This window comes from Hymenobacter psoromatis, from assembly GCA_001596155.1.
GTDB lineage: Bacteria > Bacteroidota > Bacteroidia > Cytophagales > Hymenobacteraceae > Hymenobacter.
Genome location: CP014771.1, coordinates 2237931 through 2251005 on the forward strand (window position 1 = coordinate 2237931; position 13075 = coordinate 2251005).

Here is a 13075-nt window from a genome sequence, read left to right on the forward strand (position 1 = left end):
GGTGGAAAGTGTCGGGGCGACGTTTTTTTACGTTACGACAAGCTGAAGCTTATCACACCCCTTATGAACTACTTCACTTTTTACGGCCTGCCCGAAGGCTTTTTGCTCGATGAGGCCACCCTCAAAACCAAATACTACCAACTCAGCCGCGAGCTGCACCCTGACTTCCACGCCCAGGAAACTCCCGCCGCCCAGGCCGAAGCCCTGCATCTAAGCACTTTAAATACCGACGCCTACCGCACCCTCGCCGACCCCGACCGGCGCATGGCTTACCTACTCGGCCAGCACGGTTTATTGGAAGAAGGCAGTGCGCAAAATCAGCTTCCCGCCGATTTCCTGATGGAAGTAATGGACTTGAATGAGCAGCTTATGGAGCTGGAAATGGAGCCCGACCCCACCGCCACGGCCACGCTGGAAACCGAAGTAACGGCCCTGGCCGACACCCTCGACGCAGGCATTCAGCCGGTGCTGGCCGGGTACGCCGCCCTACCCCCCGACCACCGCCCGGCGGCCCTGGCCCAGGTGAAGACCTATTACTTAAAGAAGCGCTACCTCTTGCGGCTTCGCCAGCAATTGGCTACCTTTGCGGCCCGCCCGTGACTACCGGCCGAGCGGAATCGTTCTTGCCCGGATGGCGGAACCGGTAGACGCGATGGTCTCAAACACCATTACCGCAAGGTGTGCCGGTTCGACTCCGGCTCCGGGTACCAGGAAGCGTTAAGTGCTCCTCCTAAAGCAAGCCTCAAAAACTGTAAATCTGTTCGCAGATGCAGTTTTTGAGGCTTTTTTGCGTTTGGCCCGGTCGGGGTTTGCCCAGACTTATGGAAGCGGTTACGCCAGCTTTTCTTTTACTAGTCCTCCTGAGGAGAATGATGCTACACTCGTCACGAAGTAGGTGTGGCGTTGGTTAAAAGTTTGGGCCAAAAGTCGCATTTGGGAGAGTAGCCGCAGTTGCTTAGCCTTCAGCCGCCTCCCATGCAACCCCTTGTCCTAAGGCAAACCCAGGCCGGGGCACCAGCCGGCGCGCCGAGCGCCGCGCCGGCCCCGGTTCAGCTACGCAAATTTCGCCCGTAGCTGCTGGTTGGCCTGCCCGTGCAGCGGCCTACCGTGCCCAAATACGGCCGTGTCGAACGACAAGGCGGCGGCTTTCTGAATGCTTTGCTGACCCAGCGCCCGGTCTTCGTAGAGGGTGCTGTAGGCCAGGCCCAGGACGTGCGCGCACAGGTCGGCGGCAATCAACACGCCCTCGCTTGGGAGCAGCAGCGCCACGTGGCCAGCGCTGTGGCCGGGCGTATGCACGACCTGGATGCCACCCAGCAGCGGAATCACGTCGCCGTCGCTCAGCTTTTCTTCCACGGCCACGGGCGGCACGGCGTTGCCCGCGCTTTTGATAAACATCTGGTAGATAAACCGATTCGTGATGCCTGGCGTGAGGGTCATGGGCCGGCCGCTCACGCCTTTTTCCAGCAGCTGGGCATCGGCGCGGTGGGCATATACGCGGGCGTTGGTCTGCCGCTTGATGTCGGCGGCGTTGCCGGTATGGTCGGTGTGCAGGTGGGTGAGAATGATGCGCTTAATGTTGGCCGGGTCCTTCCCTTCCTTGCGTAGGGCGGCGAAGATTTTAGGGGTGCTGCCCGGCAGGCCGGTATCGACCAGCGTCAGGCCATCGTCTTCGATAACGAAGGCATTGACGGCCCCCAGGCTGATTTGGTACAGCCGGTTAGTGATTTTCTCCATGTTGAGGATGGGGTAGAAAAGTATACTGAGCAATGGGACTAGCCTGGCGGCGCTGCTGGCGGGGCCGGCCGGGGGAGCCGACTTTGGCGGCGCTGGGCCCGATGCACCACCGCCACCACCACCACCAGCGAAAAGAACGGCAGGCCACAGCCGACCAGGAACCAACGCCAAAAGGAGCGCCCGTGGCTATAGGCATAGTACCCGGTCAGGGTGGGCAGGAACAGCAGCGGGGCCGTTAGCACCAGCAGGGCCTCTAGCACGCGGGAAAGTCGGCTGCGGCATGGCCAGCAGCCCGCGCCACTAGCCTGTTTTTTGCGTCGGAATCGGCTACGCCTGGCAGCCGGCAGGCATGTGGTTGACTAAGCACCCCGCAAAAGTGGGGGGTTGCCCGCACCGGCGACGATAACAATTGTTAAAAACCACCGCTGGGCCGGCCGCTTATTTGCGGTTGCGGATGCGGCTGAGCGAGACGCCCGTGATACCCAGGTAGGAGGCAATGTAGTGCTGCGGCACCCGCTGGAGCAGGTGCGGGCGGTTGTTCACCAGGTTCTGGTAGCGCTCCTGTGGGGTGTCGCGGATGTAGGCCAGCAGGTGATGCACGTAGCCGATGAGCCGGCGGGTGGTGAGCTGCTGAAACCACTCCCGAAAGTCGGGCCGCTCGGCCATCAGGCGGTCAAACTCGGCCTTCGATAATACGTCGAGCGTGCACGCTTCGACAGTTTCCAGAGTAAATTCGCTGGGCTCCCCAGTCAGGAAGCTTTCCAGCGAAGCCACGGCTTCGCCCTCCACGAAAAACTGCGCGGTCAGGTCTTTGCCCCGGTGATTGAGCCAGATGCGTACGCAGCCCTGGCGCACGACGTAGAGGTGCGTGGCCACCTGGCCTTCCGCTAGCAGCACGGTCCGGGCCTTCACTTCGAGAGTGGGTAATCCTACGTCAGCAAGTAGATTCATGAAACTGGCCAGAAAAAACGCAGCAAAGAAGCGCGGCTAGCCAGCTGGCAGAACGATATCGGTTGCTCAGCTAACGTCGGTGGCCGCTTACCGAGCAGCAGTCAAAGGTAAAGCAACGCAAAAGTCAACTGCGATTTTTGGCCCAAACTTTTAAGCAAGGCCAAGTATAGGACTTACGTAAAATGGTTAACGCCCCGCTGGGGCTGAAAAAATAGCTCTTTGCGTAAGCCCTAAAGTAGTTGCGAATGAGGAAGTGTTGACTTGATTTCGCTCGACTACTCAGCGGGGGGTAGGGACGTTAGCGCTGGCGGGGGGGGGTAGGAACGGCCCTACCCCGGCAGGCGCACCGTGAAGGTAGAGCCCGCGCCCGGCTGGCTGCGCACCGTGATGCTACCGCCCGCGTTCTCCACTATTTTCTTCACCATGTAAAGCCCCACGCCCGAGCCCTCGACGTGGCTGTGCAGGCGCTGAAACATAATAAAAAGCTGGCGCTGCTGGGCTTCGGTGAGGCCCAGGCCATTGTCCTGCACTTCGAGCACGACCGCGCCCGCGGTGCGCGCGGCGCGCAGTCGCACCACCGGCAGCCGCGCGGGGTCGGCGTATTTGATGGCGTTGCTGAGCAGGTTGTAGAGGATGCTGCGCAGGTTTTTGGGCGCGAAGGAGAGGGTAGGGCAATGGGCCACGTCTATTTCCAGGCGGGTGCCAGATACTGCCAGCGCGGGAGCCAGGTCGAGGCGAATATCCTCGACCAACGCGGCCAGGTCCACGGCCTCGGGAGGCGGCGCGTGGGCTTGCTGCAGCTTGGAGATATCGGTGAGGTGGCCGATGGTTTTCTGGAAGCGCTCGATGGCGTCGTGCATCATGCGCAGCAGCGGCCGCACCAGCGCGTCGCGCTGCACGGCCGGCGGCAGCTGCTCCTGCAAGGCCGCCAGCAGGCCCTCGATATTGGTAATGGGTGCCTTGAGGTCGTGCGAAGCGGTGTAGATAAAGTTGTCGAGGTCGGCGTTGGTGCGCGTGAGCTGCTGGTTGGCCGCTTGCAGCTCTTCGTTGGCCAGGGCCACCTGCTGGCGGGCGGCCACCTGCTGGCTCACATCGGTGGCCACGACGGCCACCGCCGACTCGCTGCCCTCGGCCCGGCGAATGGGCTGGTACACGAAGTTGAAGTACATTTTCTCGGGCCGCCCGTGCCGGTTCAGCACAATGGGCAGCTCGTGGGCCACGAAGGGCGTGCCCGTGCGCCGCACCCCATCGAGCAGTTCCCGCACCCCCTGGTCAGCCGCTTCCGGCAGCGCCTCAAATAGTGGCTGGCCCAGCACCTGCGCCGGGTCGCGGCCCCACAGCGCGCAAATGCTGGCATTAGCCACCCGCACCACGTAATCAGTACCTTGCAAAATACCAATCGCCACCGGTGCCTGCTCAAACAACGCCTTAAGCTGCGCCTGCGCGGCGGCCTGCTGCCGGCGGCTCAGCACCTGCTCGGTCACGTCGTAAGCAAACGCGGAGAGGCCACTGGTATGGCCATTTTCCTGGTAAGGCTGGTAGGTGAAGTTGAAATACGAGGTCCGGGCTGGCGAGCCGTCGGCAGACTCGATGTTGATTGCCAGCTCACTACCCACAAACGTTTCGCCCGACTGGTACACCTTATCAAGCAGCGCCACGAAGCCCTGGGCCTCGGCTTCGGGCTGCATCTCGGCCACGGTGCGGCCCTGCATTATCCGGCCCGGAAACAGCCGCTGGTAGGTCGGGTTGAAGTAAACCAGGCGGTGCTCGGGGCCGCGCAAAAAGGCTATGGCGGCGGGCGTTTGCTCAAACACCTGGTAAAACGCCTCCCGCTCCTGGACCTGGTGCCGGGCGGTGGCCAGCACCTCCGCCTGAAGGGCGGCCGACTCCTGGCGCGTGCGCGTTTGGTCCGTGATGTCGAGCGCAAACACCACAATGCCGTCGATGCGCCCCTGCTCGTCGTAGCGCGCCTGCTGAATGTAGTGGAAGTAGAAATCTTCGAGCGGGCCGCCCTCGTGCCGGGCCACCGGAATCCTCATTTCCAGCTCCTCGTGCGTCTGGCCGGTTTCATACACCCGGCGCAGGCTGTGCCACACGGGCTGGCCGGCCAGCTCGGGCAGGGCCGCCAGCAGCGGCCGGCCCAGCAGCCGGCGGCCCGGAAACAGCTGCTGGTAGCTGGGGTTCACCAGCTCATGCACCAGCTCGGGACCCGTCAAAATGCCGATGGCGGCCGGCACCTGCTCAAACAGGCGCTCCAGCTGCTGCCGCCGCTGCTCGGCCTCGGCCCGCGCCAACTGCGCGGCCTGGGTGCGCTCGGCCACGCGGGCCTCCAGCCCGTGGTTGAGTTGCTGAAGCTGGAGCTGGGTGTGAGCCAGAGCGGCATTATTCGCTAAAAATTCTTCGTTGGAAGCGGCCAATTCCTCGTTGGTGGCCGCCAGCTCCTCATTCAGCGTCTGCACCTGGCGGCGGGCCAGCACCTGCTCTGTCACGTCGATGGCCATGCCCAGCATTGCCAGCAAGCCTCCTTGCGCATCGTGCAGGGGCTGGTACACAAAGTTAAAGTAGTGCGTTTCGAGGCGGCCATCCGGCTGGAGCAGCTGCGCGGGCGCTTCCTGGCCGCGAAAGGGCACGCCCGTGCGGGCCGCTTCCACCATCAGCTCCGTGAAGCCCTGGCCGCGCAGCTCGGGCACGCCATCGAGCAGGGGCCGGCCCACCACCTGGGCGGGGGGGTAGCCATACATGGCGCACAGCAGGTCGTTGGCCTGATGCACCACGTGGTCATCACCCTGAAATATGCCGATGGCCACGGGGGCCTGGGCCAGCACGGTTTCCAGCAGGTTGCGCTCGCGCTCGGCGGCCTCGCGGGCGGCCTGCTCGCGGGCCTGGCTCTGGCGCAGGGTCTGGTCCAGGGCGGGGCGGTCGTGGTGGTAGGTGCTGTCCAGAATGCTGGCTACCAGCACTTCGCCGCTGCGCCGGGCCGCCACCAGGAAGAAGCTGTCAATTGCGGCGGTCTGGTAGTGAAAGTCGAACTGGCCCGCCTCGCCCGTCTCAAACACGCGGCGGTAGAAGGCCAGCAGGCCGTTGGCTTGGGCGTGCGGAAAGTGCGTGCCCACGCTGCCGCCCGGCCGGGCGGGCAATCCCACCATGCGCTGGCCGGCGGGGTTGAGGTAGTCGAGGCTGAAATCGACCAGCCCGCCCCCCGGCCCGTAGAGCGGCCGCAGCAGGTTGAGGGCCGTCAGCGACGCCTCCAACACGCTTTGGAGCAGGTCGTTGTCGGCAAGCAAGTCGGGCACAGGTACAGCAGGAGTCATAACCAAACGGGCCAGGCCAGGCGCACGGTCGGGCCAAGTGAATGCCGAAGCTACGCCCCAGCCCGCACCTCCGCCTAAACCCCACCCCTACCCCCCCGCCAGCTGCTGAGCCAGGGCCACCAGCGTGGGGGCGGTGTAGGTGGGCGCAGCTGCCAATGGGTACACCGCCTGGCCGGGCCGGGCGATGAAAGCCGCCGCCAGGCCCGCCCGCAACGCGCCGGCCACGTCCCAGCCGTGGGCCGCCACCAGCAGCGCGGCGGCCGGGGCCACGCCCAGGCGCTGGCAGGCCGCGTGGTAAGTGGCCGGGTGCGGCTTGTAGCGCCGCTGCTCGTCAATGCTGAGGGCCTGCTCAAACAGGTCGGCCAGGCCGGCGTAGGCCAGCTGCTTTTGCAAGGTGGGGCCGGGCGAGTTGGTGAGCGTAGCCAGCCGGAAGCCCGCCCAGCGCAGGGCCTCCAGGCCGGGCCGCACGTCGGGGTGGGGCGGCAGCTCGGTGAGCAGCGCCAGCAGCTCGTGCTGGCGCGCGGCCGGGCGCGCGGGCTGGCCCAGCGCCTGCGCCAGCATGGTGAGGGCCGCGCCTCCCAGCTCCTTAAAATCGTGGTAAGAGCCCGTCACGGTTTCGACCAGCGAGTACTGAAGCAGCAGCCCAAACCACTGCGTGAACGCCGATTCGGTGCCAAACTCCTGGTTGATGGCCTGGCGCGGCTTGCTCAGGTCAAGCAAGGTTTCGTTCACGTCGAAGAGCAGCAGCTCAGGGCGGTTGGGGCTGGGCATGGGGGGTAGGGAAAGGAGGGGGTGGGCTACGCAAGAGAATCTGGCTTATGCCGCCGCCGGGTTTTTAATGCTGAGAACACTTCGGCACCTTCCAAATTATCAGCACCAGCGGCTAAAACTACTTCGTACGCATTATCCAGACTTTCCATTTTCCAGCGCACAAGCAAGCCGTCCGAATTTAGATAGGAGTGCTGATACTCAAGCGCAGCTACTTCCGCTTTGCGCAATGCCTCTGTCTCAGAATGGCCTTTGAACAGCACGTAGCGCTCTTCGTATCTCTGTTTCCCTTTATCATAGCCTTCAATCTGAATTGCCACCGTCATTTTCACGCAGTAAAAATTCAGCTTCTTCCTAGGTTTAGCAATGCGTTTTTTCCTGCCGTTGGTTTCCTCTACTTGTATAGATTGAACGGTAGCAAGGGCTGCTACCTCTTGCATATCAGCCACTTTAATCTGGCCCCTTATTCCGTGGTAACGGCCACGCTGCCCGCCGGTTTTAAGGAGTTGCCAATCTGACAACTTATTGATGGCCAGCACCGCATCAATTTCCGTTCGCATTGTATAGGTAATAAGCCCTTTACGCCCCTTCGGTGTCAATGCCAATAACTCTTCAGAAACCTTTGGGTAGGCCACGAAAACCGAAACGCTAGCTACTTGCTCGGTCAATGGCACCGCCGATAAATCCCAGTTTTCGAGCCCAGATATCTTAGTCATTATCTGATGTTTTACTAAAGACGGCTGTTTAGCGTTTCTTGAAACTACCCTTTTCGGGGCTAGCAACCAGGCAAACCCGACCAAGCAGGCGCGCATACGGGTAAGCTTTAACTGGCCGGGCAACGGGATGATGGGTCAGCGGGCGATAATCCGGCAAGCTAAAGCTCACCGCACCTAATCAATTAAAGCTATACGGATAGCCGATTTCCTGCAGGTCGGTGGCCAGCGGCAGCCAGTCTTCGACCTCATCGACCAGGGCCAGCACGGCGGCTTTGGTGGCGGGCTCGTTGCGGTAGAAAGGGGCCACGGCGACGGGCGTCACGGGCTTCTTGTCGGTTTCGTCGGTGTAGTATTCGGTGGCCCACTCGGCGTAGGTGGCGGGCTGGTTGTCAAAGATATAGAGCAGCTCCTCGGAGCTATCGTCGTCGTTTTCGACCACGCCGCGCTGCCAGCCGTGGGCCGGCGTGTACCAGAGGCAAAACGTGGTGCCGACGGACGCGACCGGCTCGCCAAACATAAAATCATCGAACGCCGCGGGCAGGCCGCGCGTCACCTGGGCCTTGGCGGGCTGGTCGTATTCGTGCAGATAGCCGTTGATGACGCAGCCCTCGGGCCGAAACAGCACCAGCATCTGGTCGCCCTCGCCGTCGCGCATTTCGAGCATCTGCTCGCCCTCGCCCCAGCTCGGGTTGTAGGAGTAATAACGATATTCCCAGTCGGGCGAGTTGATGGCGTCGAGCGCGGCCAGGGCCTTGCAGAGGAGCTGGAGGTCGGCGGCGGGGGGTAGGGCGGCGTAGTCGGCGGTTGAAATCATAAGGAAAGGAGGCGCTTCACGGCGCGGAGGGGGGGTAGGGCTCGCGGTTACAACCTGACTGCCCACGACCGGGCCGGGGGCTGGCATGTTGGGAGAAGGGCGGCTCATTGCGTTGGCATGAAAACAATTGCTTGCGACACAAGGACGGGCTGGGCTTTCTCCCCGCAAGTTGCTGGCTGGCCACGCCACCTGCTGGCGCTGCCTGTCATCGCCATTCCCAAAACCATCTTCGCCCGCACCGGGAGCCCGCGCCCCTGAGCTATTTTGCTGGGTGATGAAGAAGCCCTGGTGCCCGGCCGCCGAGAAATTATCAAGAATGCGTGATAAGCAAGTAGCCAGAATCAAGTGACAGGACCGCAGCAGGCTGATAATCAAGCAAAAACGACCAGTCTTACTACGTTTATCTTGCTACCCCCTACTTTTACCTTACTACTCACTAGGGCTTTCGCGCCAACATAATATTCTTAAAATCAAACGTTTACTCCGAGCAGCCAGGCTTCGGCATCCGGAAAATTGTCAAACCGCTTGAAGTGGAAGCCGGCAGGCGACGCGCTCACCACCGACTGGGTGGACAGGCGGTGCAGCGGGTTGGCCCCCTCCACGATGGCGCAGTGCCGGGCCTGGGCCTGGCTCATGGCGCGCGGTATCCAGTTGGATGTAATCCACGCCTGCGCCTCGGCCGACAAGGGCGCGCGCTGGCCGTGCTCGGACAGGATGCGGCGGCAATCGGTGCTGCGCAGCAGCGCCAGGGCCTGCTCATAGTAGGCTTCGATAGTGGCCAGCGGCAGGCGGCCGGGACCCCAAGCCAGGTGCGCATAGCCCGCCGCATGGTAATAAAGCCGGCCGGCCGGGCTTTCAAAATAAAGAGTTTGCTGTAAACGAGGATGCACAAATGGGTATCTAGTAGGAGCCACAAAGCTACTCCGGCCGGGCGCGCATCTGCTAGGCCAAGCCTGGTTTTGTTGCCGGATGCGCGGCAAGAATAGCAGGTAATTTTTCTACCCCCATGCGCCCGGCCGCCACCGTAGCTACCACCCCCACGATGGGCGTACCCGCGGAACGCGCCGCCGCTACGATGGGCACCGGGCACTGAGCAACGCGGCACGGCAGGGGGGAAGGCCGTTTAAGAACAGGATTCCGCCAAAGCCGCCGGCTACTTGGTAATGACCAGCTCGACGCGGCGGTTGAGCTTGCGGGTTTCCTCGCGGTCGTTGCTGAATTTGGGCTTGGCTCCGCCGAAACCGACGGTGGTGATGCGGCGGGCAGTCACGCCTTTATCGACCAAGTAGCGCTTCACGGCCGCCACGCGGTCCTCGCTGAGCTTCACGTTAAGAGCGGGGGTGCCCACGTTGTCGGTGTGGCCTTCGAGGCGGATTTCGAGCTGCGGGTTGTCTTTCAGCGACTCGGCCAGTTTATTGAGGGTAGCGAACGACGAGCCCAGCAGCTTGGCTTGGGCCTGCACGAAGAGCAGGTCGGGCAGGTCGAGGCGCGAGCCCACGGTGGCGGGCGTGAGGCGCGGCTCGTAGCGGCGCGACTCGCCGGCCCGCACCGCGAACGTATCGACGCGGGTGAGCAGGCCGGCGGTAGTCACCACGCGGTAGCGGCCGGGGGCCAGCGACATCTGGAAGCCCACCTGGTCGGCCCGCGCCGTGCTGCGAAAGTCAATCGGCCCGCCAATCATCAGGGCCTGCACCTCGGCCCCGCCCGCGATGGGCTGGCCAGTTCGTCCGTCGAGCACGCGGCCCATGACGAGCGCGCGGGGCTGGCCCAAGGGGTCGGCCGCGGCGGCCGCGAGGGCAGCCGAGTCCACGACCGGCGGCGGGCCGGGCGGCGTGCGAAACAGCTTTTTGGGGTTCGTGTCCTTGGCGCCGGTGCTGGCATAGTAGGCCGTGCCGTCGGGGCCGAGGGCGAAAAACGCGTCGTAGCCCGGCCCGTTGAAGCGCGGCCCCAGGTTCTCGGGCTGGCTCCACTTGGTCCAGGAATCGTCGAGGCGCTGACTCACAAAAATGTCGGCTGAGCCGTAGCCCTGGTGGCCGTAAGAGCTGAAATACAAGGTCTTGCCATCGGCCGCCAGCCACGGCGCAAACTCGTAGCCCGGCGAGTTGACGACCATGCCTAGGCTCTGGGGTGCCGAGTAGCCGCCCGCGCCATCGGCCCGGCTCAGGTACAGGTCGTTGCCGCCCTGCGAGTCGTCGCGCTCCAGGCTCAGCAGCAGAATTTTCTCATCCGGCGTCATAAAAAAACCCGTGCCGGGGCTTAGGCTGCTGAAGTTGCTGATGCGCAGGGGGGTAGGGCCAGCGTTGCCGCCCACCGCCACCCGCGCCGCGCCCTGGTCGCGCAGCGGGCCGGCGTCGTAGGTGCCCAGCAGCAGCAGCGACGGACTGCCGGCCGGCCCCACCACCGCCTGCACGGCGTTATTCTGGGCCGTGTTGAGGCCGGGTGGGCGGTCGGGGCGGGTGGGGGCGGCCCAGGTGCGGCCCGCGTCGGCGCTCTGGCTCAGCCAGATATCGCCGGTTTCGGTCAGGCCCTCGGTGTTGCCGGCAAAGCGCGTGCGGTTGAAATACAGCCCTTTGCCGTCGGGCGTGGGCACGGGCTGCAGCTCACTGCCACCGGCCGAGCTGAGGGCCGGCAGCGCCTCGGGCGCGGCAAAATAGGGCGGCCCGGTGGCCAGCTTCAATTGCAATTGAAACAAGCGCCAGAGCTGGCTGGAGCGCCCTACCCCCCGCGCCGCCACAATGGCGGTGTTGTTGAATTTGTTGTTGGCTGCGAGCGTCGCCACCCGGTCGTCGAGCCGGTTTTGGAGCTGAAACGTGCCGGGCGCGCCGGTGGGCACCAGCCGCCACTGCTGGCCCAGCCCGCCCGTGAACGGCCGCTGCACCAGCGGCGTAGTGGCGTTGGGCTCGGCACCGGGCGCGGCTTCCAGGGTCAGGCACAGGCCGCTGTGTTTGGCTTCGAGGCGGTAATATTCGCCGCCTTCCCGGATGGTAACCAGGTGCCACTGCTGGCTGGGCGCGTGGGTAAATTCCCACTGCACGGCCGGCGCGCCGCTGGTAATGGCGGCCTTGGCCACGTCGAGGCTGCGCCCGCTGGCCCGGTTGATAATGCCGTAGAACGCGCGGCTATCGGGCACGATGGCCGTTTGGGCCACCGCCGAAAATGCCAGCAAACACAGAAAAAGTACTCGAATCATCTCGCAAAGGTGGCGACGGGATGAGTTTCAACGGCTGACTGGTTGTTTGTCATAGCGCCTTTTGTCAGTGCGTCGCCTGTCATTGCGAGCGTAACGAAGTGGAGCGCGGCAATCTTTCCTTGGTCGTTCGCATCGCTGGATTACTAACTCAAGCGTGCAGGAAAGATTGCCGCGCTCCACTTCGCCCTTGCTTGATGCGCAACATGCTCGCAATGACAAACGGGTCGGCGATTCCCTACCCCCTATTCCAACCCATACTTCGCGCGAAACTTGCGGTCGAGGGCAGTTTGCTTGCTCTCAAGCGTCAGGCTGCGGCCGTCGATGTAGGCCTGGGTGAGGGCGTTGGTGCGCATGTCAAGCAGGTCGCCGCGGCTCACGATGAGCGTGGCCGACTTGCCCACTTCGAGGCTGCCGTAGTCTTTGTCGATGCCCATAATCCGGGCCGGACTGAGCGTAATGGCCGTGAGCGCCTGCTCTTTGGTCAGCCCGAAAGCCACGGCCTGGCCCGCCACGAAGGGCAGGTTGCGCGAGCGTGAGGTTTCCTGGTCGCCCTGAAAATCGAGGCAGTAGCGGATGCCGGCGGCTTGCAGCTGGGCGGGCAATTTGTAGGGCTGGTCGTAGTCGTCGCCGTCGCGGCGGGGCAGGGCCTGCACCCGGCTCAGCACCACGGGCACGTCGTTTTGCTTGAGAAAATCGAGCACCATCCAGGCGTCGCGGGCACCTACCAGGGCCACTTTTTGCACGCCCAGGCGCTTGGCCATCCGCACCGACTCAATCAATTCCTTGCCGTAGTCGGCGTGAATATAGAGCGTTTTAGTGCCGTCGAAAAGGCCCGTCATCGCGCTCAGGCGCAGGTTTTCCTTGCGGCCGGCGGGCAGCTGCCGGTAGGCCGCGGCTTCACTCATCAGCTGCTCCAGGTCGCGGAGCTGGGCGGTGCGGGCGTCCTGGCGGCGGGTGAGGGCAGCGGCATCCTCAGCCGGGTTGGCCTTGATAACCATCGCGGGCCAGGTGATATGCAGGCCATCGTCGGCCTTCACCACGGCATCCTGCCAGTTCCAGGCGTCGAGCTGCACCACCGAGCTGGCCCCCGACAGGAAGCCGCCGCGGGGGGTAGGCTGGGCCAGCAGCACGCCGTTGATGCGCACGGTGGGCGTCACATCCGAGTCAGTATTGTAGGCGATGAGCGCGCGCACGTTAGGGTTGAGCGCGCCCACTTCCTCCTCGTCCACCGTAGCTCGCACGGCCTCTACCTCACTCAGCCCCAGCGTAGTATTCGGCAAAATCAGCCCCGGATATACCTGTTGCCCGCTGACGTCGCGCGCCTCATAACCCGTTTGAGTGAAGCCCGCGCGCGGCCCGGCGTACACCAGCCGGCCTTTGTCGAAGGCCACGGCGGCATTCTCAATCACCTGGCCGGTGCCGGTGTGCAACGTGCCGCCCACCAGCACGATAGGCGCGGCCTGCGCTGGCGCGGGGGTAGGCACCTGCGCGGCAGCGGCGAAGGGCGCGAACAATAACCAGTAGGGGCGGGGCTTGCCCCCGCCCAGCGTGCGCGCCAATTGTGATAGTTTAGTCATTTGAGTGGACG

General features: G+C 63.7%; 11 protein-coding genes and 1 tRNA gene. 2 read left to right on the forward strand and 10 right to left on the reverse strand.

Annotated elements, in window-relative coordinates; translation table 11 throughout:
• Positions 1-63: 63 nt before the first annotated feature.
• Both A0257_09520 and A0257_09525 read left to right on the forward strand, forming a co-directional pair.
• Complete coding sequence (locus A0257_09520; GenBank protein ID AMR27310.1) at positions 64-600, forward strand: co-chaperone Hsc20; 537 nt, start codon at positions 64-66, stop codon at positions 598-600.
• A gap of 25 nt (positions 601-625) precedes the next feature.
• Positions 626-710 (forward strand) — tRNA-Leu (locus tag A0257_09525).
• Between the two features lie 343 nt (positions 711-1053).
• Here the strand turns inward: A0257_09525 and A0257_09530 are convergent.
• The 10 genes from A0257_09530 to A0257_09575 form a co-directional block, all read right to left on the reverse strand.
• Complete coding sequence (locus A0257_09530; protein ID AMR27311.1) at positions 1054-1737, reverse strand: MBL fold metallo-hydrolase; 684 nt, start codon at positions 1735-1737, stop codon at positions 1054-1056.
• Between the two features lie 38 nt (positions 1738-1775).
• Positions 1776-1997 (reverse strand): hypothetical protein, encoded by a 222-nt coding sequence (locus A0257_09535; GenBank protein AMR27312.1) that lies wholly within the window; start codon positions 1995-1997, stop codon positions 1776-1778.
• 178 nt (positions 1998-2175) lie between these two features.
• Positions 2176-2649 (reverse strand): hypothetical protein, encoded by a 474-nt coding sequence (locus tag A0257_09540; protein AMR27313.1) that lies wholly within the window; start codon positions 2647-2649, stop codon positions 2176-2178.
• Positions 2650-3017: 368 nt separating this feature from the next.
• Complete coding sequence (locus tag A0257_09545) at positions 3018-5981, reverse strand: hypothetical protein (protein AMR27314.1); 2964 nt, start codon at positions 5979-5981, stop codon at positions 3018-3020.
• Positions 5982-6086: 105 nt separating this feature from the next.
• Positions 6087-6770 carry a hypothetical protein gene (locus A0257_09550; protein ID AMR27315.1) on the reverse strand — a complete coding sequence of 228 codons (684 nt, stop codon included), beginning with the start codon at positions 6768-6770 and terminating at the stop codon, positions 6087-6089.
• Between the two features lie 26 nt (positions 6771-6796).
• On the reverse strand, positions 6797-7483 hold the full coding sequence (locus tag A0257_09555) for a hypothetical protein (protein ID AMR27316.1): 687 nt from the start codon (positions 7481-7483) through the stop codon (positions 6797-6799).
• A 178-nt stretch (positions 7484-7661) separates the two neighbouring features.
• Positions 7662-8297 carry a hypothetical protein gene (locus tag A0257_09560; GenBank protein ID AMR27317.1) on the reverse strand — a complete coding sequence of 212 codons (636 nt, stop codon included), beginning with the start codon at positions 8295-8297 and terminating at the stop codon, positions 7662-7664.
• Positions 8298-8767: 470 nt separating this feature from the next.
• Positions 8768-9187: a hypothetical protein gene (locus A0257_09565; protein AMR27318.1), complete on the reverse strand. Its 420-nt coding sequence runs from the start codon at positions 9185-9187 to the stop codon at positions 8768-8770.
• Positions 9188-9450: 263 nt separating this feature from the next.
• Positions 9451-11463 carry a hypothetical protein gene (locus tag A0257_09570; protein ID AMR27319.1) on the reverse strand — a complete coding sequence of 671 codons (2013 nt, stop codon included), beginning with the start codon at positions 11461-11463 and terminating at the stop codon, positions 9451-9453.
• A gap of 266 nt (positions 11464-11729) precedes the next feature.
• The gene (locus A0257_09575; protein ID AMR27320.1) at positions 11730-13064 is read right to left on the reverse strand and encodes an amidohydrolase; all 1335 of its coding nucleotides are present in this window, start codon (positions 13062-13064) and stop codon (positions 11730-11732) included.
• Between the last annotated feature and the right edge of the window lie 11 nt (positions 13065-13075).